This is a genomic window from Mammaliicoccus sp. L-M44 (assembly GCF_022386355.1).
In the GTDB taxonomy this organism is placed as follows: Bacteria; Bacillota; Bacilli; order Staphylococcales; family Staphylococcaceae; genus Mammaliicoccus; species Mammaliicoccus sciuri_A.
The window spans coordinates 24,867-49,090 of the sequence record NZ_JAJNIU010000004.1 but is presented as its reverse complement, the minus strand read 5'-3'; the positions used below and the strand labels follow the sequence as shown (position 1 = coordinate 49,090).

Below are 24,224 nucleotides of genomic sequence, written 5' to 3'. Positions count from 1 at the left end.
GTGACAGGGCATGTGACAATATTGTTCGTTGTATTTCTTTGTATAAATGATAAATTATAACAAGGAATTAAAGGAGGCATATGTCATGAATCCGACTGCATCGAATCATCGTATTTATGAATTAGATTATATTAGAGGATTTGCTTTATTAGGTATTATTTTTCTTAATGTTTCGAGCATTATACAAGTACCATTTGATTTTTCAATAGTAGAAGTTCGTTATCAGAAGTTTTTAGATATATTTATTGAATCAAAGTTTATGTCGATTTTTTCATTTTTGTTTGGTGTTGGTTTTTATATTTTTATTAATCGTGCAAAAGCGAAAAGTGAACAACCATATGTGATTTATTTGAGAAGAATTGTGATATTGGCGCTATTAGGATTAGGGCATATGCAACTCCAACCGGGAGAGGTATTGCTCGTGTACGCCATATTTGGATTAGTGCTATTACCACTGTTTAAAGTGAATAAGTGGGTGAATTTCGCAATCGTTATCATGCTCTTATGCGTAGCGATTGGCTTAGGTGGAAAAATATTAATGCCGCTTCCACTGTTTACTTTAGGTTTAACATTTGCTCAATTTGGTCTACATCAAAAAATGTTCCAGCATAGAAAGTATTATGCCATTATTGCGGTAATTTCGATGATCATTTCGGTAATCGGCATCTATTATTTAAATCAAATTTATGTTGGCGCTTCTTATCAAGCGATTAAATATACAGGTATTACTGAAGTGCAATATTTGAAACAATACGCTTTAACAAATCAATTTATTTTAATTTTGAGTCCTATCATGACGATCTGTTACTTTAGTGTACTCGTCACGTTGTTACAATATAAAGTTGTGCAACAATTATTGAAACCGTTAAGAACGTATGGGCAAATGGCACTTACGAATTATATCGGGCAGACGTTATTGATACTATTATTTAGCTATGGATTAGGATTATCAGATTGTCGTTTAATACATACGGCCAATCTTTGTTTAATCATTCTTGTGATACAGCTAATATTCTCAAGTTTATGGTTAAGTTACTTTAAATATGGTCCGTTAGAATACTTATGGAAAATCGGTACGTATTTTAAGATGTTTCCAATAAAATAAAAGCATAGAGTCTGGGAGATGATATCCCGGAGTCTATGCTTTTTTATATGACTTCAATCATAATTTTAGTGATATATTCATTCTCATTATTTTTAATAACTGAATCAAATACATATTCTTCATATACATATTCACCCATTGTTAAATTCAATTCATCTATTTTATTTAACATTTTGTTATACGCTTCTTCAACATGTTCATCAATTCCTATATAATAACCGACTAAATATTTACCTTTTAACGTAACGGTATTTTTATAGTACTTTTTAGAATTTGGGATATTCACGTATAGATAACTATAATGATAGTAATTACCACTTAAAATATCATTTTTATGGGTTACGACACCGATTGGCTGACTAGAAAAAATTTCGTGTGATTTCAGCTCATCAATAAACTGGTTAATCGATATTAAGAAATCGAGTTCTGAAGCATTCGCGATGTTGTCACTGATATAGAAAGTCATTTCATCATATTCTTCAATTTCAATTTTTTTAAAGGATGTTTCCATAGCGTCTCTAATGAGTTGAATCTTACTATCAATGATCATTTCATTGTATTCTAAATGCTTCTTCTGTTCTTGAATCGTTTTCTTCTGTTGCGTCATTAAATTTAAAAAGTGCTCTGGTGATTTATTTTGTGTATATTCTTTAATTTCTTTCAATGGCATGCCGAGTTCTTTCAATAAAGTTATTACACTTATAAGTTCGATTTGTTTAATGGAGTAATATCGGTAGCCAATTTCGTTCTTATAATCTGGTTTGAAAAGATTGATTTTATCATAGTATATGAGTGTCTGACGGCTAACATTTGTTAAGCTTGCAAACTCACTTATAGGTATTTGATTAATTTTTTGCATAAATTAAGTTCCTCCTATTGACTGTATAGTTACTATACACTATAAATTGTATATATTAAAGATTGCATTATGTTATGCAAATCAAAATAAATAGATTAGAATATAGTGAAAATCACTTAATATTTGTAAAAGTAATGAAGAAGGAGGTCTAAAATGAATAATAAGTTAAACGTTTTATATTTTAATATATTTTTAATGTTTTTAGGTATTAGTATTGTCATACCAGTATTACCTACAATTTTGCATGATTTAGATTTAAATGGAAGTGATTTAGGCATGCTGGTCGCAGTATTTGCAATGTTCCAAATGATCGCTTCACCGTTTGGAGGACGATTTGCAGATAAGTTTGGTAAAAAAAATATTATCATTATCGGCCTGCTATTATTCTCCATTTCAGAATTTATTTTCGCGATGGGTAATACATTTTCAATACTTTTAGTTTCAAGAGTATTAGGTGGCATTAGTGCAGCGTTTGTCATGCCTGGTGTAAATGGTATGATAGGTGATTTGTCCACTTCAGAAAATAGAGCAAAGAACTTTAGTTATATGTCAGCCGTTATTAATACAGGGTTCATAGTTGGACCGGGTGTAGGAGGATTCTTAGCAGAAATTTCGCATAGAATGCCTTTTTATTTTGCTGGTGCACTTGGCATCATCGCTTTGTTATTCTCAGTATTCCTTTTAAAAGAAGCAAGTGACGATGATTCAAATGAAACAGCACGTCCAAAAGTCAAAGAGTCATTTCCATATAAATTATTTGTCGTACCGGTCATCATTATGTTGATATTGTCTTACGGTTTAGCATCTACAGAAACAATGTTCTCATTATATACAGCAGAGAAAGTAGGCTTTGAACCGAAAGATATTTCTATCGCGATTACAGGTGGCGCTATAGTAGGGGTTATATTCCAATTATTCTTATTCGAGAAACTTGTCGGTAAGATTGGTGAAATTAAATTAACGCTATTCTCATTAATCTACTCAGTGTTAATTCTAGGAGCCTTTGTATATGCTTCTCACTACATTACAGTGATGTTAGTCAGTTTCGTAATATTTATAGGATTTGATTTGATCAGACCATCTATGACGAACTATTTCTCTAAATTAGCAGGTAATAACCAAGGAACAGCAGGGGGCTTGAACTCAGCAGCCACTAGCGTTGGTAACTTGATAGGACCATTAGTAGCCGGAGCAGCATTCGATATTAAAATCGACTTCCCGTTATTTATAGCCATGGCATTCTTTATCATCGCTTCAATTATCATCGCATTTTATAGACCAGATAAATTAAAATTCTAATAAAAAGTCAGGGACACCTCGCGTGATGTCCCTGACTTTCTTTTTTGGGAGAAGTAAATGGGGGGAGGAGTAAGTTGGGGAAAGTGAGATGGATGGAGAGGTATGTATTTATAGAAATGGGGGCGACAAGAAAATTAGGAGGTCTGTATTTATCAAGACTGGCCAAACAAGATAAATAGAGGCGCTGTATTTATCAAGACTGACCAAACAAGCAACATAGAGCCGCCGTATATTGCAAGACTATCTAAACAAGCAACATAGCTCGCTCGTATATTGCAAGACTGACTAAACAAGCAACATACGATCCTCGCACTCCTCACATACCGCCATCGCTCACAAAATATACCCATCCACTAAACCTCTAATATGAAAAAGCTGAGGCAGCGGTTAAATTCCGCTACCTCAGCTTTTCTTTTTATGATATTTGGTTTAATGCTTGGTTTAAGTCTTCTACTAAGTCTTCTGTATCTTCTATACCGATAGATAAACGGATCATGCCGTCTGCGATACCTTCTTTATGACGAATTTCTGCTGGTATTGATGCATGTGTCATAAGACTTGGTACTGAAATTAAGCTTTCTACTGCGCCTAAGCTTTCTGCTAATGTGAATAATTTTGTATGTTTAATGACTTCTTTTGCTTTTTCTACATCAGCAACTTCAAATGAAATGATACCTGGGTATCCTGAAGCTTGTTCGAAGTGAATGTCACGATTCACATGGTCTTCATTTAATGGATGAATTGTTTTAACAACATTTTCATGTTTGTTTAATAATGCTACGACTTCTTTAACGTTTCTATTAATTTGTTCTACTCTTAAACCTAATGTTTTGATACCACGTGTTAATAAATAACTATCTTGAGGTCCTAAAATACCACCAGTTGAATTTTGGATGAAACCAATTCTTTCTCCAAGGATTTCGTTAGCTGTTACGACTAATCCTGAAACAACATCACTATGTCCGCCTAAGTATTTAGTAGCTGAGTGAAGAACAATATCAGCACCTAGGTCTAATGGGTTTTGGTAATAAGGTGTCATAAATGTATTATCTACAACAGTTAACATGTCATGTTTTTTAGCGATGTCACTTGCTGCTTTAATATCTGTTACTTGAAGTAACGGATTTGATGGTGTTTCAATAAATAACATTTTAGTTGTGTCTTTAATAGAAGATTCTATATTGCTCACATCAGTTGTATTGATAAAATCAAATTCAATACCGAAGCGAGAGAATACTTTTGTTAATGCACGGTAAGTACCACCGTATACATCTGAATTAATTAAAATATGGTCACCTTTGTCTAATAACATGATGACTGCTGAGATTGCTGCCATACCTGAACCGAACGCATAACCATTTGTACCGTGTTCTAAATCCGCGATTAATGTTTCTAATGCTGTACGAGTAGGGTTAGCTGTTCTAGAATATTCATAACCTTGTCTTAAATTTCCGATACCGTCTTGCTCATAAGTACTTGTTTGATAAATTGGTGTTGTTACCGCACCTGTATATGCATCTGTTGTTTTACCGCCATGGATGAGTAATGTTTTTTTATTCATAATCTTTTCCTCCATAATTAAATATATTTTTAGACATATATCTATCACTGCCATCAGGGAAAATGACGACAATATGTCCTTGTTCGATTTGTTTTGAAACGTCTATTGCTGCTTGTAATGCTGCGCCTGATGAACTACCAGCAAGAATACCTTCATTTAATGCAAGACCTGATACATTTGTAAATGCATCTTGATCCGAAATGACTTTAATATCATCGATTAAATCTCGCTTTAGAAATGGTGGCCACTTTTCAACGCCAATTCCTTCAGTATCGTGAGCATGCGCTTCGCCACCAGCAAGAATGCTTCCTTCAGGTTCTACAATGATATTACGTACTTGATGTTCTTTCATGACTGTAGCCATTCCTGTAAAAGTTCCGCCAGAACCAGCACCAGCAATCAAATGTGTGGTGTCTGGACATTGTTCAAGAATTTCTGTCGCTAAAGTATGAACATATGCTTGTGGATTCTGTTCATTTTCAAATTGATTGATGTAATAAGCGCCGTATTGTTCAGCGTAAGACTGTGCTTGTTGACGTGCACCTAACATACCTTCAGAACGTGGTGTTCTTCTTACTTCAGCTCCTAAAGCTTTCATGATGTTCATCTTTTCTTCCGAGAATCCTTCAGGTGCAAAGATAACGCAGTTCATATTGTAATGGTTCGCTACGATAGCAAGTCCAATACCTGTGTTTCCGGCAGTGGCTTCAACTATCGTATCTCCAGAACGAATATTACCTTCAGCTAGTGCATGTTCTATCAGATGCTTGCCTAGTCGATCTTTAATGCTGCCACCTAAATTATAACTTTCTAATTTCGCAAATATTTTCACATTGTCTGTACTGTAATGTTCCAATAAGACAAGTGGCGTATTCCCGATTAAATCAAATGCTTTCATCCCATTACCCCAATTTAAATTAATAAATATCTTAGTTTTTCAATAAGAATTATAGGTTAAACATTATTAAAAATCAACTAAATTAAATTTGTTAGAATATTGAAAATATAATAAAAACAAAGTTAGTATATTTTTTATACTCAAAAGTGTTGACATTTATTTGGAAGAGCGTTACAATTATCTCGAAATCGAAATAATATTTGAATAGGTGATGAACATGGATAGAACGAAAGAATCATTAAAAGCGCTAGTAGGTATAAAACGTACCAATGATACGTTAGATCGTATTGTTAAACAAGATATGAAGAACTACGGTTTAAATATTACTGAATTTGCTGTAATGGAACTTTTGTATCATAAAGGTGATCAACCTATTCAAAAAGTAAAACAACGCATCTTAATTGCAAGCAGTAGTACAACTTATGTCATCGATCAACTTGTTAAGAAAGGATATGTAACACGTCGACAAGATGAGCAAGATAAACGTATTACGTATGCTGTTCTGACTGAAAGTGGCCATGAATTGATGGAACGTATTTTTCCACAACATGCCGAAACAATTGAAAAAGCATTTTCTATATTAGATGACGAAGAGCTAGCGATTTTTCGTAGAGCACTTAAAAAAATAAGCGCAAATTCTACTAAGTAGTGGATAGCGCAAATTTTTTTACAACTTATTATTTCGAATTCGAAATAAAAATAAAGAAAGAAGGAAACTATAATGAGTAATCCAGAACTTATCGGTATCCATCACGTAACTGCAATGACAAATGATGCAGTAAGAAACTATGAATTTTTCACACAAGTACTAGGTATGCGTTTAGTTAAGAAAACAGTAAACCAAGATGATATATATACGTACCATACATTTTTCGCAGATGATCAAGGGTCTCCTGGTACAGACATGACATTCTTTGACTTTCCAAATAACCCGAAAGGTAGTCGTGGTACAAATTCAATTAGTCGTGCAGCATTTAGAGTGCCAAACGATGCTGCGCTTGAATATTATTTAAATCGCTTTGAAGAATTTGGCGTTAAACATGACGGTATTCAAGATCTATTCGGTAAAAAGGTATTACCTTTTGAAGAAGAAGACGGTCAAAGATATCAATTAATTTCAGATGAATTAAATGAAGGTGTTAAACCAGGTATTCCTTGGAAAAATGGTCCAGTACCTGAAGATAAAGCAATTTATGGATTGGGACCAATTGAAATTACAGTGAGCTATTATGAAGACTTCAAATCTGTATTGAAACAAGTTTATGGTATGAAACCAATTATTGAAGAAGAGAACGTGACATTGTTAGAAGTTGGAGAAGGCGGTAACGGTGGTCAAGTTATTTTGAGAAAAGACGACCAAGGTCCTGAAGCAAGACAAGGTTACGGTGAAGTACACCACGTATCATTCAGATTAAAAGACCATGAAGCGATTAAAGCATGGGAAGAAAAATATAATGAACTTCGCATTGGTAACTCAGGTAATGTCGATAGATATTATTTTGAAGCGCTATACGCAAGAATTGGTCATATTCTTATAGAAGTATCTACTGATGGACCAGGATTTATGGGAGATGAACCTTATGAAACATTAGGTGAAAGTCTTGCATTACCGCCATTCTTAGAAGCAAAACGTGACTACATTGAATCTGAAATTAAAGCTTTTGATACTAGTAGAGAACATTAATAAGAAAAGGTGTGGTTTAAGATGAAGGAGATACGACCAGAAGTCTTATCGCAGAAAGAAAACTATAAATTGTTAATAGGATCTATTATTCCTAGACCAATTGCATTAGTCACAACAGAATCAGATGATAACGTACTGAATATAGCACCGTTTAGCTTTTTCAATGTTGTATCTTCAGACCCACCGATTCTTTCTATCGCAGTACAAAGAGTGAATGGTGAAATGAAAGATACTGCACGAAATATCATTCAGAATAAAGAAGCGGTCGTGCATATTGTAGATACAGATAATGTACGTGATGCGAATCAAACAGCGGCTTTGTTAAGTCATGAAGAAAGTGAACTCGAACGTACGAATTTTGAAACAGTAGATTCAGTTGAAGTATCTGTGAAAGGCTTGAAGCAAAGTAAGGTTCGATTTGAAGCGGTTCTATATGATGATATTGTAATTGAAAAAGACGGACAACCTATTTCAGATTTATTGCTGTTAGAAGTGAAGTATTATCACTTTGACGAAGGTATTTATGATGATGGCTATATTAATAAAGAAAAGCTCAAAGCGGTAAGCAGACTAGCCGGGAATGATTATGCTGAAATTGGACACACATTCACAATCGAAAGACCATAATATGATGGGAGATAGTAAATATGAAACATATATTTAAACAAGGTGCACAAGGTAAACCAGTATTTCTATTACTTCACGGAACAGGTGGAGATGAAAGGGATTTATTACCATTAGCAGAAATGCTTGATCCGACTTATAGTATTTTGAGTGTTAAAGGTGAAGTATCTGAGAATGGTATGGCTAGATATTTCAAAAGACTCGGAGAAGGGCAATATGATTTAGAAGATTTAGAATATAGAGGACAAGAACTGTATCAATTTATAGAAGAATCCTCTAAAGAATATGGGTTTAACTTAGAAGATGTTATACCAGTAGGATTCTCTAATGGTTCTAATATGGCGATTAATCTCATATTAAGAGAACAAACACCATTCCAAAAAGCACTGCTCTTTGCACCTCTTTATCCATTAGATTTAGAAAATAATCATAAAGATTTATCTTATTTTAAAGTCTTTTTATCAATGGGTGCAAGAGATCCAATCGTTACAAACGCACAAAGCGAGCGCGTGATAGAAATATTTAAAGAACGTAACGCAACCGTGACAGAAGCATGGGTTAACAGTCATGAAATTACGCAAGAAGCGGTACTAAAAGCAAGAGAAATATTATAAAAAGAAGACCAGCTCGGGTGAGCTGGTCTTTTCTTGTGTGAGGGAGAGTGGGGAGTGGCTAACGATCAAGAAAACGAAACAAGATCGTTAGCACACCATATCGCAAGGATTCAAAGAGAAAAAATAACATAATAAAAAATCTCATGTGGCATTGAATAATTCAGTCACATGAGATTTTTATATTTTATGATGGTACTTCTGTTCTTTTTCCGCTATGTTTTCTAAGGATAGCTGCTGATATAGCTGATACCCCACCGAAGATGATAAAGCCTATAAACATCCACATTGTACTATTAAGTTCGATATCGTGGTGTAAATACAATAGTCCTCGTAATGTTTCTGCATAATGTCTAAATGGATTCCATCCAATCATATACTCTTGATAAAATTGTGGCAACATTTGTGTTGGTAACATGATGAGTTGCAAACTAAAGAATAACAATACCATAAATAATGGAATAGCTTTGACACCTAACCATGTCATAAATCCTAAGATTAGACTGATGAATGCAAGAATCGCGATTGAAATGTATAAACCGATTTTAGTTGGTTCGTTAATTGTTACATCTAATACTTGCGTCATAAAGTAAATATATCCAAATCCACCGATTAATGCTGTAACGATTGCACCGCCTAATTGGCCAAGTGAAGCGATAATACGGTCTTTAATAGTGATATTATTACTTGTTCTGAATGAGAAGAATAGAACAACTGAGCCAACTAATGATGCTAACCATACTGGTGTGAACATTAAGAGTGGTAGGTTACCGTTAGCTTGATGTGATTTAACAGCGTTCATGTTTGTTTTATCCACTTTAATTGGATTTGTGATACCTTGAATATCTGAAGCTGAAACGTCGACATCCATTTTATCTAAAGTTTGGATAGCTTGTTTAGAAATTTGTGTATTCAGTTGATCACCGATAGTCGTTAACATTGTATTCGCAAGTTGTGCACCTTGCATGCTTGAACCTTCGTTAACGATGATTTCAACTTGTCCTTGTTTAACTTTAACAGGTTCAACTTTGTTTTGTTCTTGCATTTTTTTAGCTTGTTCAGGTGGAATTTGTCCACTTTCGATTTTTTCTTTCATTTGTGACTGCATTTCTTTAATTTTTGCGTCTTGAACAGTCTTTTGAACTTTACTTATTGAATCTTTCGAAAGATTTTCATCTAAAATTAAGGCGCCATAATATTTGTTGTCTTTGAAGCCTTGTTTTAAATCTTTCTTATTATCTACATCTATCCATTCAACTTTATCTGATAAATCTTTATTATCTTTAATTTTATCTGCAAAAGTTTTCCCGATATTGACATCTTTGTCTTGCATTGTTGTACCCTTATCTTGATTCACAATTGCAATTGGTACTGATTTAGGTTCTGGATTATATGCTGGAATAAAAGCAATCGCTAATAATAAAAGTATGACGATTACTAGAATAGGTGTCATCCAAAAAAGTTTCTTTTTGAAAATATTCATATTTTTTCCTCCTTATTAATGAACATTGTGTTGATTATTAATAACATTGTTTATTATAATAGAATTTAAGATAGTTACAATCGTCAATTACTTACGATACGTTTATTAATCAACAAATATATGAAAATTGTTCATTAAAATAAGGAGAATGGTTAAAAATGGCAGAAGATCGACGCGTAAGAAAAAGTAAAAGAGCAATTAAACAAGCATTTATCCAGTTATTAAAAGAAAATAACCTTGATCGTATTACGATACAACAAATTTCAGATTTAGCAGATGTAAATAGAGGAACCTTTTATTTAAATTATGAAGATAAATATGCTTTGTTAGATGAAATGGAAAATGAACAAATTGAGAAAATCAAAGGATTTGTAGATATTAGAAAGATGGATTTATCCACTAAGAATAGTGATCGTTTTATTGAAGACTTTGCGAATAAAATTATTAAAAATGTCATTACACATATTGAGCATAATATTGAATTTTATCAAGTGATTCTCAACTTAGAACGTAAAAGTCAAATCGAAGAACAATTAGCAGATATTGTGAGAAGTAATATTAAACATTTAATAGGTAATAAGGATAATGTATTCGGCATTCCAGAAAATTATTACTTAAGTTATGTAGTAGGTTCAATGATGTCGATGATCAAATACTGGGTATCAGATGAAAATCGAGTATCCGTAGAAGAACTTGTAAATTATGTCTCAACAATCGCATCAACAGGACCATTGTCTATTATGAAACGTATGATAGATGAGAATATTAAGTAATATAGATAAGGCAGGGGCAACTATCGCAGCCCCTGCCTTTCATGTTACGTTATTTTATTTCATCACGAGATTTAATGATTTTGTTAATAAATCCGTAGTCTTTTGCTTCTTGTGTGCTTAACCAGTAGTCACGGCCAGTGTCTTTTTCTACTTTTTCAATATCTTGGCCAGTTTCTCTTGCGATTAATTCATTAATTTTTTGTCTTGTACGAATAATTTCTTTAGCTGTAATTTCCATTTCAACAGATTGACCTTGTACACCGCCAGAAGGCTGATGAATCATGAATCTTGTATTAGGTAAACTGTAGCGGTTTTCTTTTTTACCAGCTAAATAAATAATAACGCCTGCACTTACTACCCAACCAGAACCGATAATATTAACTTCTGGTTTAATGAAATTAATCATATCATGAATGTAATAACCTGAATCTACATGACCACCTTGGCTTGAAATAAATAGATTGATAGGTTCATCGCTCATTGCTTCTAATAGTAATAGTTGATTACCGACTTCTTTTGCAACTTTATCATTGATTTCCCCGGTAATAATAACCGTACGTGTTTCTAATAACTTTTCAGTAAGTATATCTTTTTCGTTATGTTTTTCTTCAGACATGAAATCACTCCTATAATGATTGATACTACTATTGTGAACGAGTGCGATTTTGATTTCAAATAATTTGACCTATTTTGACTAAATTAAATATTAAATAAATCGTTAAATGATTCAGCCATCGTAGGGTGCGTATAAATGTTATCTCTTAAAACGGTATATGGAATTTGTTGATCCATTGCAAGTTTCAGAATGTTAATCAATTCTTCAGATTCTTTACCGTAAAGACTTGCACCTAGAATGAGTTTACTATCTACATCTACAACAACTTTAAATAAACCTCTGTCATCATGATTGATTTTGTGACGAGGGATATTCTTCACTTCAATTTTGCCCTCTAAAATATTGTGACCATTTTTCTTAGCTTTACTTGCAGTGTAGCCAATTCTTGAAAGTGGAGGATCTAGAAATACAGTATAAGGCACATAACCTCTATTTTCCGTTGTGCGATGTTGTTCACCAACTAAATGATCTTTAACAATACGGTAATCGTCTAATGAAATGTAAGTAAATTGAGGACCACCTTTAACATCTCCAACTGCATAAATATGATCTACAGAAGTTTGTAGATGTTCATTAACTTTAATTTCACCTTTCTCTCCAAGTTCGATATTTGTATTTTCTAAAGCTAAATCCGTATTAGGCACACGACCAGTCGCTAGTAATACCGCATCCCCAGTTATATCACCTTGAGAAGTATGCACAACAGGACGATTATTTTCGGTAGAGAAGGCTGTTACTTCAGCTTCATCAATAAATTCAATATCCTGACTAATGATTTCATCATAAATAAGAGAAGCAATATCTTTATCTTCAGTTACTAATACATGCTTACGAGGATGTACGATTTTAATTTTACTGCCTAATTTTGAAAAGATTGTCGCGAATTCTAAAGCAATATAACCAGCGCCAATAATAACAAGCGTTTCAGGTAAGTGATCTAATGCCATAATCCCTTTAGAATCATAAATATTTTCAGTTGTCTTAATACCATCTATATCAGGAATATTTGAACGCGTACCCGTATTAATCACAATCTTATCCGCTTGAATCGTTTCAACCGTTTCATTCTGATCATTTAAAAGTACCACTGTTTGGTTATCTTTAAAATGCGCTTTATAAGTGTACACTTCGATATTGTCATCAGAATTAAGATTGTTGAAATTCTTCTTATTTAAAGCAGCAACAACATCTTTCTTACGATCCATCGCTTCAGAAAATGAATGATGTTCTAGACTTTCATGGAGCAATGTCTTACTCGGAATACAACCAACATTTATACAAGTTCCGCCATACATTTTTGAATCTTGCTCAATAACCGCGACCTTTTGACCTTGCCCTGCAAAATCTTTAGCAAGCGTCTTACCAGCCTTACCAAAACCAATAATCAACATATCAAATCGTTTCATTTACAAAACCTCCAATTGTGATGATTTATATTTAGTATAACGCTTTTTGAGGTGTAAATCTGTGTAGGATGCTTCAATATCAGTTAGCAAGTTTTCTATTATTTTACCGTTTTCAAGTTTATGCATAAAAATCTAAATTAATTATGAAAGCGTTTAATACTATAATGAATTTACAAATTACATAGGAGGCAATAGATATGTCTAATAATTGGTTAGAGATAGAACGTAAAGTAATAATTGTTACAGGTGGAACATCTGGAATCGGTAGACAGATTGTGAATTCACTATTAGAAAATGGTGCAATTGTATATAATGTAGATTTAAAAGATAATCCAATTGATAATGAACATTATCATTTTATTCAAACGGATGTTACAGATGAAGAAGCGGTTCAAAGTACAGTTAGTCAAATTTTAGAAGAGCAATCTCAAATTGATGTACTTGTTAATAATGCAGGCATAAACTTACCTAGATTATTAGTGGATGTTAAAGGTGAAAAACCAGAATACGAAATTAATATGAAAGATTTAGATTTAATGTTTGGCGTGAATTTAAAAGGACCTATATTATTTAGCCAAGAAGTAAGTAGACAATTCGTCAAAAATAATAAAGGTATTATTGTTAATATTGCGAGTGAAGCTGGTCAAGAAGGCTCAGAAGGTCAAAGTATATATTCTGCTACAAAAGCTGCATTAATTGGATTTACAAGAAGTTGGGCTAAAGAATTAGGTAAATATAATATTAAAGTTGTAGCAATTGCTCCAGGAATATTAGAAGAAACTGGATTACGTACAAAACAATATGAGGAAGCATTAGCTTATAGTAGAAATACAACTGTCGATAAACTTAATGGTGATTATTCAAAATCTATACCATTAGGAAGAGTAGGAGAATTAAAAGAAGTAGCTGATTTAGTTTGTTATTTAAGCTCAGACAAATCAAGCTATATTACGGGGACAACAATTAACATTTCTGGTGGTAAATCAAGAGGTTAAATTAAGAGATAGAAAGGTGGGGAAGTTATGTTATTGAATAAAAAACATTTATTAATAATAGAAGTATTGCAGAAAGAACACATATCAACTGATAAACTTGCCCACCAACTTTCTATATCTCAAAGAACGTTATCTAACTATATTAATCAACTACTTACACATTTTGGTGGTTCAATCAGTATTATTAAAGATCATCATGAAATATCGATGATTGTATTAGATGAATCAGTATTCTTTAATATTTTACAAAAACTGAAAAATAATATAAGTAAAAGCATTCATGAAGTCGAAGCTAGAGAAGAAAGTGTCTTTTACTATTTATTGAATAATGGTGTTTGTACAATCGATGACATTGCTGAAGAACTATATATAAGTAAAAGTATCGTTAATAATACGTTGATAGAAATAAAAAACATATTAAAAAATTACAAAGTTGAAATTAAAGGTACTCAAAACGTTGGTCTCAGAATCGAAGGTAGTGAAATTGAAGTAAGGAAAGTATTGATTGAATGTTTTCCGAATCAATATAAAAGTGCTATATTACCCGACCATATAAATGAAACTTTAAAAAATATTCAAGATAAGTTTAACTTAGATGCTACTAGTTATAGAAGATTAAGACTTTCTACACAGGTCATATTAACTAGATTGGACGAAGGATTTAATATTCAACAAAATGTTCAAATAGACGAGAGAGTGTATGAATCGGAAGACTTCAAAGTTGTCAGTGGCATTAAGGATTATATTAAGAAACATTATGAAGTTGTATTTCCTAACTTAGAAATTCTATTAATCGTCTTTCAAATTATTGGTAGGAGAGCTTCGATTATAGATGAAATGATAAATGAACACGATCAGACCATACTTAATAGTATTATTGAAAATACTATTAAAGACATTAACTTTTACTACACTATAAAAATAGATGAGCAACTGTTCAGTAATGATATAAAACTTCATATCAAATATCTCATAAATAGACTCATATTCGAGATTAATATTCATAATGATTTAATAGATGAGGTTAAAAAGAGATACCCATTTGCTTATGAATTATCAAAGGTACTTGCAGAAAATATTGAAAAAGAATTAGATATAGAAGTTCCTTTAAATGAACTTGGATTTTTATCTATATATTTTAGTGTTTACTTGCAGCAATTAGAACAAAAGTTAAAAGAAATAAAGTCGATTGCGTTTATAACAGATCAGGGATTAAGTAGTGGAAAATTGGTCACAGTGCAGTTAGAAAGAATTTTTGGTAAAGATATTCAAGTGAAAGTAATAAATGAAAATCAAATTCAATTGAATGATATAGATCAATTTGATCTAGTAGTTTCAACAATAAAAAGTAATAGATTATTTAATAAAATTATTTATGTAGATAATATTTTAGATGAACAAGCTTTGAAGCTTAAAATAGAGCAGTTTCTAATATATAAAGATGTTAATAATCGCCAATTATTTAATAATAGTATTTTAGTTGATTTTATCAACGAGTCTGATGTTTATCATATTAGTAAAAGAATGAATTACAAAGATGTCATAAAGTATTTATCACTTGAAATGATTGATGAAGAGAAAGTAGATTCTGGCTTTTCGATTAGAATACTAGAAAGAGAAGATAATAAATCTACCATAACTGGTTTATTAGGCTTCCCTCATACTAGCCATAGTCTAAATGATATATGGGTGAAGTTTTGTATATTAGATGAACCTCTATTAGATTATGAAAATGTAAAAATTATTGTAATGGTAGCAACACCAGAAAATGAAGGTAATGAAGCGGTACTAATTCGATTATATGAAGAAATATTAGCAATTACAGCTAACAGTTATATCATTGAAAAAATCAATCGTGATACGGATTATATATCGCTTGCACATATACTAAATAAAGAAATCGGAGGTTAGTTATGTTTTTTATAATATTGATTATCATGTTAGCTGTTGGATTTGTAATTCAGTATTTATTAGGACTACTTCAAATTAAAAATTTTACAAAGCATTATACGAGCATGCGTGAAAATGGTCGTGTAGCAATAGGGAGAAGACCAGCAATTTTTAAAGCTGGGACACTCGTTTTACTACAAATAAATAATCGGAATGAAATCGAAGAAGCAAGATATATGCAAGGGGTAACCGTATTTTCTAAATTTAAAAAATTAAAAGGTTTAGATGGTTATAAAATCAATAAATTAAGAGATACAGATTTGAAAAAATATAACAAATTGTTAATTAAAGCAATATTGGACGCACAACATACATTTAACGTCATTCAATCAGGTGGAGAAATTGAGAAGATTCCATCTCCAATGATGAAGGCAGTTAAAAAAATAAATGGAATGTTTAAAAAAGAAGGGAGTAAATCATCATGGACTTCATAGTTAAGTTAGCTGAAGGATTTATTAAGTTATTTCAAACAGGTGCAGATACATTTATAGACTGGATGACAACAATTGTACCACTCGTTTTAATGTTATTAATTGCAATGAATACTTTAATTCAATTAATAGGAGAACACCGTATTAATATTATTGCTCAAAAATCATCCAAAAACCCATTATTAAGATATTTAGTATTACCATTCTTAGGATCGTTTATGTTAGCAAATCCAATGGTACATTCGCTCGGTAGATTTATGCCTGAAAAATATAAACCAAGTTATTTTGCATCAGCTGCACAATTTGCACATACAAGTAATGGTATTTTCCCACATATAAACCCAGCAGAGTTATTTATTTTTATGGGTATTGCAAATGGTATTCAACAGTTGGGGTTACCAATGACAGATTTAGCAGTTAGATATTTACTAGTTGGTCTTATTATGAACTTTATTGGTGGATGGGTAACAGACTTTACAACAAGTTATGTTGAGAAACAACAAAAAGTTAAATTAAGTACTGAAGTTAAACTTGAAGGGTGAGGTGACATAAAATGAGTCAAAAAGCTAAAATTGTAAAAGGTTCAGGTGGATTTGGTGGACCATTAGAAATAGGTATTGAAGGTAAAAAAGATAAAGTTATGTATGTTACTGGTGGTCATAAACCAGATATCGTTGATAAAATTTGTGAAATAACTGGAGGAACACCAGTTAATGGTTTTGAAACATCAGTACCTGAAGATGAAATCATAGTTGCTGTTATTGATTGTGGTGGAACTTTGAGATGTGGTATATATCCTCAAAAAGGTATCCCTACAATAAATATAATGGCAACTGGTAAAAGTGGTCCATTAAGACAATATATTACTGAAGAAATTTATGTTTCTAATGTGGATGTTGATCAAGTGACAGTAGCTGGAGAAAGTAATTCTACTGGTAATGATACTGACTCTAACAATTCTGCAGATACTTCAGAAGAAAAAACGACTTATTCTAAGAATAAAAAAATTATGGAAACAAGAGCAGAGCAAGAGAATAAATCACTTTTAACTAAAATAGGTTTAGGTGCAGGTAAAGTAATCAATACTTTCTACCAAGCTGCTCGTGATGCAGTAGAAACGATGTTGCATACAATCATTCCATTTATGGGATTTGTTGCATTACTAATTGGTATTATTCAAGGATCAGGAATTGGTGATTTATTTGCTAAATTTATGTCACCATTAGCAGGTAATATTTGGGGATTATTAGCTATTGGACTTATATGTTCATTACCATTCTTAAGTCCATTATTAGGACCTGGTGGCGTTATCGGCCAAGTATTAGGAACACTTATTGGTGTTGAAATTGGTAAAGGTAACATCCCACCTCATTTAGCATTACCAGCATTATTTGCAATAAATACACAAAATGCTGCAGACTTTATTCCGGTTGGATTAGGTTTAGCAGAAGCAGAAACTAAAACGATTGAAGTTGGTGTGCCATCTGTTCTATATTCACGATTCTTAAACGGTGTGCCTAGGGTATTCGTCGCCTGGTTAGCAAGCTTCGGTCTATATAAATAAATAAGGAGAGTAAATGACATGTATCAAACAGAGATTAAAAAAATAGGAAAAGATGCTAATGCATTTGAAGCAGAAAAGATGATTATATTATTTGGTGATAACGCACCAAATGAATTAGTAGATTTTTGTTACATTATTGATATTAATCCAGTTGAAAATGAGATTACTGAATCAAATAAATTATTCATTGATGGAACAGAATATGAAATTACAAAAGTAGGATCTGCAGTAAATAAAAATTTAAATGATTTAGGGCATATTACTTTAAAATTTGATGGAAGTACAAATGCAGAACAATCTGGGTCATTATATTTAGAAGACAAAGAAATCGTGAAACTTCAAGAAGGTTCAAAGATTGAAATAATTTAAAATAATTAGAACAGAAAAAAGCTTTGAAAAAGCTTTTTTCTGTTTTTTTTATAAAATTATCCAAGAAATATGAGTGATTTTACAACATTGGTCGACCACTTATGAGGCTAATAAGGTTATATACTTGTGGTGTTTTTCACAAAAGTGGATACTTAACAAAGTGTAAAATTACGGTTGTGCTTATTTTTCAATATGGTAGTATACATAACTATATTGAAAGGGTGTTTATAAAAACATGAAATTCAACAAGAATAAAATAAATGTTGTAGATATGAAACAAACTAAAAAAAGTGTTTATGCTACAGGTATTGGTAATGCTATGGAATGGTTTGACTTTGGTCTTTATTCTTATTTAGCAATTATCATTAGTAAGAATTTCTTTACATCAGTTGAAAATGATGAACTGAAATTAGTATTTACTTTCGCTACATTTGCGATTGCGTTCTTAATGAGACCACTTGGTGGTATTATATTTGGTAAAATCGGCGATAAACTTGGACGAAAAACCGTTCTTACAACTACTATCGTATTGATGGCAGCTTCAACGTTATTAATTGGATTATTGCCTACTTATGATCAAATAGGTATTTGGGCGCCAGTCTTATTACTATTAGCGAGAATTATTCAAGGGTTCTCAACTGGTGGGGAATATGCAGGTGCAATGGTATATATTGCAGAATCTTCTCCAGACAATAGAAGAAGTGCTTTAGGTAGTGGATTAGAAATTGGTACGTTAGGTGGCTATATTTTAGCTTCGTTATTAGCAAGTGGATTATTTATTGGTTTATCAGATGCACAAATGCAAGCATGGGGTTGGAGAATTCCATTCATTCTAGGTGCACCACTTGGTTTAGTTGGACTTTATTTAAGAAGACATTTAGATGAAACACCAATTTTTGAAAATGATATTTCTGAGAATGATGAAAAACCAGAACCATTCATTTCAATTATTCAAAATCATAAAAAAGATATTATCGTTTGCTTTATAGCAGTTGCGTTCTTTAATATTACAAACTATATGTTACTTTCTTATATGCCGTCATACTTAGACGAAGTAATTGGTATTTCAACTACAGTTAGTACTGTATTGATTACAAGTGTAATGGTTATTATGGTACCATTAGCATTTATATTCGGTCGTTTAAGTGACAAAATCGGTAACAAAAAAGTTGTGTTATTCGGTACATTTGGTTTAACAGCATTTTCAATGCTAGCGTTCTATTTCATAGGACTTAACCAATTAATGTTTATATCATTAGGTATCTTTATTCTTGGTTTCTTCTTATCAACATATGAAGGTGCAATGCCAAGTTTATTACCAAGTATTTTCTATACAGATGTTCGTTACCGTACATTAGCAGTTACATTTAACGTATCTGTTTCAATATTTGGTGGTACAACACCATTAGTTTCAACATGGTTAGTACATGTCACACAAAATCCATTAGCACCAGCTTATTATTTAACAGCTGTAAGTGTTATAGGATTTGTAACGATACTATTCCTGTTTGAAACAACTTCAGGTAAAGCATTAAAAGGATCATATCCAACAGTATCTTCTAAAAAAGATTTCGAACATGCCGTTAAAAATCCTGAAGATGCACTATGGTGGACAGAACAAGAAATACAAAAAGGTAAAATAAAAACAGATTAATATATGTAGAAAGCCGGGACGTTTATGACGTCGCCGGCTTATTTTAATGTTTGCTTTTAACAAATAATGACGTGATGAGTCCTAATGCTGCAACTGTACTTATAAAATAAAATACAAATTGTACAGCATGTGCGATTATTTCTCTTCCATTTAAATCACTTGAGCCACCTGTTACTTGTTGTTGTCCGATAGTATAAAGTGTTATAGCTAGTGCTGTACCAGCAGAACCTGCAACTTGCATTAATGTATTCATAGCGGCTGAACCATCTGCATACAAGTTTGGTGGTAGTTGGTTAAGACCATTCGTTTGAGCTGGCATCATAACCATCGTTACACCTAGAAATAGTACGATGAATAAACAAATGATCACCCAGACAGGTGTAGATGATGAAAGTACGATTGTAAATCCAATACTCGAAATTAATATTAATAAAAATCCAGCTATACCAAAATATCTTGCGCCGTATTTATCAAACAATGTTCCGATAACAGGAGATAATACAAAGTTTGTTGCATTTCCTGGTAATAGAACTAAACCAGCGAGTGCAGCTGATAAAAGTAGGCTACCTTTTAAATAAATAGGTAATAAAATAGCTGTTGATAATATAATCAACATTAATAAGAAAATCATTATGACACCTAACGTAAACATCGGATGTTTAAAGACCGATAGATTTAACATAGGTTCTTTCATTTTTAATTGTCTCATACAGAAAAGTATTAACGCTATTATCGCAACGATAAGTGGTAACCATACGACAGGAGAACTGATCGAAACTTCTGCCATCGTGCTTAATGCGTAAATTAATCCTGCAAATCCAACGGTAGATAAAATGATAGATATAAAGTCGATTTTTGGTTTTGTAATTTCTGAAACATTGCTGATTTTAGCGTAAGCGAAAATGGATAAAACGATATAAAATAATGCGCTAAACCAAAAAATAAAATGCCAACTTAATGTTGAAATAATAATCCCAGAAAGTGTTGGTCCGATAGCTGGTGCGAGCGTAATGACTAACCCCATTATACCCATTACGATACCACGTTTATTAATTGGGAATATTGTGAGCATAACGGTCATCATAACTGGCAGGATAATACCTGTTCCAATAGCTTGAATGAGACGGCCAATCATCAATATGGCAAAGATAGGTGAATAGGCTGCAAGCAAAGTACCGATCAATGAAATAATAAATCCACCTAAAACAAGCTGACGTGTTGTAAACCAACGTGTTAAATAGGCGGAAATTGGAACGAGTATAGCAAGTACTAATAGATAACCAGTTGTTAACCATTGTGCCAGTGGTGCACTTATATGATAATCTTCCATAACATTTGTTAAACCCATGTTTAATGCTGTTTCTCCAAATAAGCCTATAAATGCACCTAACATTAATATTAAGGCCATTGCTTTTGGACTTTTAACTTCTACTTCTGCTTTGATCATGAATTCTTTAATCTCCTTCTACTAGTGAATACACGATGAATGTGTATTAATATTTTGCTGAGAGCGTATGCAACTAGCAAAAGCATAGTTTGAATTATTAGTATTATTATTAAAATAATAACTCATTTACTTTAGCAGAAATTTCGTTATATTGTCAACTAGGTTTACAAAAAAGTTATTCTATTTTCCAATCCATTTTCATAATTTCTATTAATTTATGAACGTTATCTTCACCAATTGTTTCTATAATTTGTTGTTCTAACAACGCTTTATGTTGTTTACTTTCAAGATAACAAGATTCACCGAGAGTAGTTAATTGTAGGGACTTTTCTTTCTTGTTACCTTCAACATCTTGTATATCGACTAGGCCCTTGTTGTTTAATTGTTTTACAAATTTATGAACGGCTTGTCTAGAGATATTAACGTGCTTGTTAATATATGCCATCGTTCTTTTATGTTTATAAATTTTAGCCATAATGTACCATTCAGATCCTGAAATATGCATGTCATGTGTTTCGTTCCACATATTTTCTAATCTTGAACGTACAAGTCCGTGACGTTCACTGATTAAATCAAATAAATCTAGTTCTTGTAATTCACTATTTGATATCACACTTAAAACCTCAACTTTCCAACGTATGAATTGTTTCATCTATTCCGAAATATTTTTTTAATATGGTTTTATATTGATCACGTTTGAAGATTTCTTTTTGTTTATGATTTTTAGACGTAATGGTTAAATGATCATAAGACATGCTTACTCTACCATATTCTTTAGCCATTGTAATAATTAGTTTCTGAACGAATATTGAATCAGGATTGTGTTCATTATAATCTAAATGTTCTATAAAGAAGTCCCACGTTCTACTGATTTCATTTGTTAAATAAGATGTGCGCCATGATTGGTCATCTAACTGTTTTTGAAGATGAATGACACTATCCTCATCTAAAATAGCACGGTAATGACCATTAACATCATCAATGACTTGAATATTATCTGGTTGAGAAATTGGAATAGCTTTTGTTGGTAAGTCACCAAATCCCACGTCTGCAATATAAGATTGATCTAAATGTACGATTGTCGACATATGTGAACCATCTCTACTCCAATTGTCATCTGGTGTATGAATCGTTCCTGACACACGCTCGACGTGAAATCCTTTTTCTTTTAAATAATATTGAAAAATCGTATTTAATTCATAACAAAATCCACCGCGATGGCGTTGTATAATTTTATTAAATAAGTCATCAATGTTCACTGAAATCGGTTCTTTATTTTGAACGCTAATATTTTCAAAAGGTACAGTGTACATGAATCTTTCGATATAGTGGTTCAAAGTGCGCAAATCTATTTGATTAAAAGATTCTGTATCTATTTTTAAGTAGTCTTCAAATTGTAAAATATTCAACTTAAAACCTCCCATTTAAATCTTAATTCTATTATAAAGGATACATGGGTAGAATATGTTAATATAAAATTGATATACAACGTTATTTTAAAGAAAGCTAGGTCATGCATATGAGAATTGGTACCATTTCAGATTTGCATATAGATAGAAGTAAAGATTACTATCCTCAAGATTTTGAGTATATTTTAGCGCAAGAAATTACACATTTGAATTTAGACCTTTTATTAATAGCAGGTGATGTTTCAAATCATTATTTACAGACGATGCAGTTTGTAAATAATGTTAAGCGTCATTCTAAAGTTGAAGTGCTGTTTATACCAGGCAATCATGATTATTGGAAAAAAGATCAAGAAGAAAAAAGTTCATATGAAATTTTTGAATATTATAAAGCACAACCTGAAAGTATTATAGCAAGTCCATATATTGTGAATGAAGATTGGGCGATTGTCGGGCATAGTGGATGGTATGATTATAGCTTTGCAGATCAAAACAAATTTAGTTTGGAAAGATTAGAACGTAGAAAATATTACGGCTCTACATGGTTAGATAAAGAACATATCGATTGGGGTAAGTCAGACTTAGAAATGTCGCGATTAGCTGCCGAATCCGTGAAAAATGATTTAGAACAGGTGAAAGATAAAAACATTATATTAATGACGCATATTGTGACCAATCGTAAATTTGCAGTTCCAATGCCACATAGAATATTTGATTATTTTAATGCATTTATAGGTACATCAGACTTTGATAAGTTCTATGAAGCATATCCAATCAAATACAGTATTATGGGGCATGTGCATTTTCGTAATATAATAGAAGAAAGTGGTATTCAATATATATGTCCATGTCTCGGTTATCAAAGAGAATGGCGAACGACTGATTTAGCAACTGAAATTAAAAATACAATACAAGTTATCGAAATATAAAAATATATATCGAAGAAAATTTATGATTATAAATAGGTGATTGAATGAAAAAGTATATATCATTATTTATCATAGCAGGAAGTGTGCATGCACTATTTTCATTGTATTGGGGACTTGGTGGAGAAGCGGGTCTCATAACAGTTGGCTCATGGGTCTTCACGTTAAGTGCACAGTTTGGAATATGGATTAATATCGCGCTGTTGCTAATAGGTGTATTTAAATTTTTAGCGACCATCGTGCCATTAACATTAACCAATCATTTTGATAAGAAAATATATATCATATCTTTAATAGGCAGTATTTTTCTAATGATTTATGGTGGATTAAACATGATAATTGGCATATTGAAAATGTGTAAAATAATCAAAAACCATAACTATTTTACAGCCTTCGGACAAGCATTCGTGTGGGATCCACTATTTTTATTATGGGGAATCGGATTGTTTGGATATATTATGAAAGTGAAACAGAATAGATAAAGGAAAACGCCACTGGAAGGAGTCAGTGGCGTTTTTTGTCGTATAAGATGTCGAAGTTTGCATGCTGTAAGGGACAGAATT

Annotated in this window: 25 protein-coding genes; 16 read left to right on the top strand and 9 right to left on the bottom strand. The window is 32.2% G+C overall.

Annotated features, from left to right (window positions below):
* Positions 1–85 precede the first annotated feature (85 nt).
* Positions 86–1,105, top strand: coding sequence for a DUF418 domain-containing protein (locus LQ611_RS03185; protein ID WP_204175941.1), 1,020 nt, complete (start codon positions 86–88; stop codon positions 1,103–1,105).
* A 43-nt stretch (positions 1,106–1,148) separates the two neighbouring features.
* On the opposite strand, the gene LQ611_RS03180 is transcribed toward LQ611_RS03185, so the two are convergent.
* On the bottom strand, positions 1,149–1,964 hold the full coding sequence (locus LQ611_RS03180) for a MerR family transcriptional regulator (protein WP_239709331.1): 816 nt from the start codon (positions 1,962–1,964) through the stop codon (positions 1,149–1,151).
* A gap of 153 nt (positions 1,965–2,117) precedes the next feature.
* On the opposite strand from LQ611_RS03180, the gene norA reads away from it, so the two are divergent.
* Positions 2,118–3,263 carry a multidrug efflux MFS transporter NorA gene (norA, locus tag LQ611_RS03175; RefSeq protein ID WP_239709330.1) on the top strand — a complete coding sequence of 382 codons (1,146 nt, stop codon included), beginning with the start codon at positions 2,118–2,120 and terminating at the stop codon, positions 3,261–3,263.
* A gap of 415 nt (positions 3,264–3,678) precedes the next feature.
* On the opposite strand, the gene LQ611_RS03170 is transcribed toward norA, so the two are convergent.
* Together LQ611_RS03170 and LQ611_RS03165 are read right to left on the bottom strand one after the other, a co-directional pair.
* On the bottom strand, positions 3,679–4,824 hold the full coding sequence (locus LQ611_RS03170) for an aminotransferase class I/II-fold pyridoxal phosphate-dependent enzyme (RefSeq protein WP_107565296.1): 1,146 nt from the start codon (positions 4,822–4,824) through the stop codon (positions 3,679–3,681).
* The gene (locus tag LQ611_RS03165) at positions 4,817–5,722 is read right to left on the bottom strand and encodes a PLP-dependent cysteine synthase family protein (protein ID WP_103361933.1); all 906 of its coding nucleotides are present in this window, start codon (positions 5,720–5,722) and stop codon (positions 4,817–4,819) included. Before LQ611_RS03165 ends, LQ611_RS03170 begins: the two co-directional genes overlap by 8 nt.
* A gap of 217 nt (positions 5,723–5,939) precedes the next feature.
* On the opposite strand from LQ611_RS03165, the gene LQ611_RS03160 reads away from it, so the two are divergent.
* From LQ611_RS03160 to mhqD, 4 genes are all read left to right on the top strand, one after another.
* Entirely contained in the window at positions 5,940–6,371 is a 432-nt protein-coding gene (locus tag LQ611_RS03160) for a MarR family winged helix-turn-helix transcriptional regulator (RefSeq protein ID WP_103361934.1), read from the top strand.
* 72 nt (positions 6,372–6,443) lie between these two features.
* Positions 6,444–7,406 (top strand): ring-cleaving dioxygenase MhqE, encoded by a 963-nt coding sequence (mhqE, locus tag LQ611_RS03155; RefSeq protein WP_037559987.1) that lies wholly within the window; start codon positions 6,444–6,446, stop codon positions 7,404–7,406.
* Positions 7,407–7,427: 21 nt separating this feature from the next.
* Positions 7,428–8,033, top strand: a complete 606-nt coding sequence (locus tag LQ611_RS03150) for a flavin reductase family protein (RefSeq protein WP_103361936.1) — start codon at positions 7,428–7,430, stop codon at positions 8,031–8,033.
* 20 nt (positions 8,034–8,053) lie between these two features.
* The gene (mhqD, locus tag LQ611_RS03145) at positions 8,054–8,644 is read left to right on the top strand and encodes a methylhydroquinone degradation carboxylesterase MhqD (protein WP_107565295.1); all 591 of its coding nucleotides are present in this window, start codon (positions 8,054–8,056) and stop codon (positions 8,642–8,644) included.
* A gap of 184 nt (positions 8,645–8,828) precedes the next feature.
* Here mhqD and LQ611_RS03140 read toward each other — a convergent pair whose 3' ends face one another.
* The gene (locus LQ611_RS03140) at positions 8,829–10,124 is read right to left on the bottom strand and encodes a YhgE/Pip domain-containing protein (protein ID WP_107565294.1); all 1,296 of its coding nucleotides are present in this window, start codon (positions 10,122–10,124) and stop codon (positions 8,829–8,831) included.
* Between the two features lie 158 nt (positions 10,125–10,282).
* Here LQ611_RS03140 and LQ611_RS03135 point away from each other — a divergent pair, with 158 nt between their 5' ends.
* On the top strand, positions 10,283–10,897 hold the full coding sequence (locus LQ611_RS03135; RefSeq protein WP_103361939.1) for a TetR/AcrR family transcriptional regulator: 615 nt from the start codon (positions 10,283–10,285) through the stop codon (positions 10,895–10,897).
* A 49-nt stretch (positions 10,898–10,946) separates the two neighbouring features.
* Here LQ611_RS03135 and LQ611_RS03130 read toward each other — a convergent pair whose 3' ends face one another.
* On the bottom strand, positions 10,947–11,513 hold the full coding sequence (locus LQ611_RS03130) for an ATP-dependent Clp protease proteolytic subunit (RefSeq protein WP_037589350.1): 567 nt from the start codon (positions 11,511–11,513) through the stop codon (positions 10,947–10,949).
* Between the two features lie 83 nt (positions 11,514–11,596).
* Positions 11,597–12,919 (bottom strand): hypothiocyanous acid reductase MerA, encoded by a 1,323-nt coding sequence (gene merA / locus LQ611_RS03125; RefSeq protein ID WP_204175589.1) that lies wholly within the window; start codon positions 12,917–12,919, stop codon positions 11,597–11,599.
* Between the two features lie 197 nt (positions 12,920–13,116).
* On the opposite strand from merA, the gene LQ611_RS03120 reads away from it, so the two are divergent.
* The 7 genes from LQ611_RS03120 to LQ611_RS03090 all read left to right on the top strand — a co-directional run bounded on the left by LQ611_RS03120 (position 13,117) and on the right by LQ611_RS03090 (position 19,882).
* Positions 13,117–13,914, top strand: coding sequence for an SDR family oxidoreductase (locus LQ611_RS03120; protein WP_037589348.1), 798 nt, complete (start codon positions 13,117–13,119; stop codon positions 13,912–13,914).
* A 27-nt stretch (positions 13,915–13,941) separates the two neighbouring features.
* Positions 13,942–15,825 carry a BglG family transcription antiterminator gene (locus tag LQ611_RS03115; protein WP_204169122.1) on the top strand — a complete coding sequence of 628 codons (1,884 nt, stop codon included), beginning with the start codon at positions 13,942–13,944 and terminating at the stop codon, positions 15,823–15,825.
* 2 nt (positions 15,826–15,827) lie between these two features.
* Positions 15,828–16,298, top strand: coding sequence for a transcriptional regulator GutM (locus LQ611_RS03110; RefSeq protein WP_049319612.1), 471 nt, complete (start codon positions 15,828–15,830; stop codon positions 16,296–16,298).
* Positions 16,286–16,837, top strand: a complete 552-nt coding sequence (srlA, locus tag LQ611_RS03105) for a PTS glucitol/sorbitol transporter subunit IIC (RefSeq protein ID WP_204169123.1) — start codon at positions 16,286–16,288, stop codon at positions 16,835–16,837. Before LQ611_RS03110 ends, srlA begins: the two co-directional genes overlap by 13 nt.
* 11 nt (positions 16,838–16,848) lie before the next feature.
* On the top strand, positions 16,849–17,859 hold the full coding sequence (gene srlE, locus LQ611_RS03100) for a PTS glucitol/sorbitol transporter subunit IIB (RefSeq protein ID WP_204170617.1): 1,011 nt from the start codon (positions 16,849–16,851) through the stop codon (positions 17,857–17,859).
* An 18-nt stretch (positions 17,860–17,877) separates the two neighbouring features.
* Entirely contained in the window at positions 17,878–18,228 is a 351-nt protein-coding gene (locus LQ611_RS03095; RefSeq protein ID WP_204169127.1) for a PTS glucitol/sorbitol transporter subunit IIA, read from the top strand.
* Positions 18,229–18,463: 235 nt separating this feature from the next.
* A complete protein-coding gene (locus LQ611_RS03090) occupies positions 18,464–19,882 on the top strand; it encodes an MFS transporter (RefSeq protein ID WP_204169128.1) in 1,419 nt (472 codons plus the stop codon).
* Between the two features lie 43 nt (positions 19,883–19,925).
* Here the strand turns inward: LQ611_RS03090 and LQ611_RS03085 are convergent, their stop codons facing one another.
* From LQ611_RS03085 to LQ611_RS03075, 3 genes are all read right to left on the bottom strand, one after another.
* Complete coding sequence (locus LQ611_RS03085; protein ID WP_267919472.1) at positions 19,926–21,329, bottom strand: DHA2 family efflux MFS transporter permease subunit; 1,404 nt, start codon at positions 21,327–21,329, stop codon at positions 19,926–19,928.
* 175 nt (positions 21,330–21,504) lie between these two features.
* A complete protein-coding gene (locus LQ611_RS03080) occupies positions 21,505–21,942 on the bottom strand; it encodes a MarR family winged helix-turn-helix transcriptional regulator (protein ID WP_204169129.1) in 438 nt (145 codons plus the stop codon).
* A gap of 10 nt (positions 21,943–21,952) precedes the next feature.
* Complete coding sequence (locus LQ611_RS03075) at positions 21,953–22,738, bottom strand: arylamine N-acetyltransferase family protein (RefSeq protein ID WP_204169130.1); 786 nt, start codon at positions 22,736–22,738, stop codon at positions 21,953–21,955.
* 110 nt (positions 22,739–22,848) lie between these two features.
* Here LQ611_RS03075 and LQ611_RS03070 point away from each other — a divergent pair, with 110 nt between their 5' ends.
* Both LQ611_RS03070 and LQ611_RS03065 read left to right on the top strand, forming a co-directional pair.
* On the top strand, positions 22,849–23,664 hold the full coding sequence (locus LQ611_RS03070; RefSeq protein WP_204169143.1) for a metallophosphoesterase: 816 nt from the start codon (positions 22,849–22,851) through the stop codon (positions 23,662–23,664).
* A gap of 44 nt (positions 23,665–23,708) precedes the next feature.
* Positions 23,709–24,143: a DUF3995 domain-containing protein gene (locus tag LQ611_RS03065; protein WP_204169131.1), complete on the top strand. Its 435-nt coding sequence runs from the start codon at positions 23,709–23,711 to the stop codon at positions 24,141–24,143.
* The last annotated feature ends 81 nt before the right edge of the window (positions 24,144–24,224 follow it).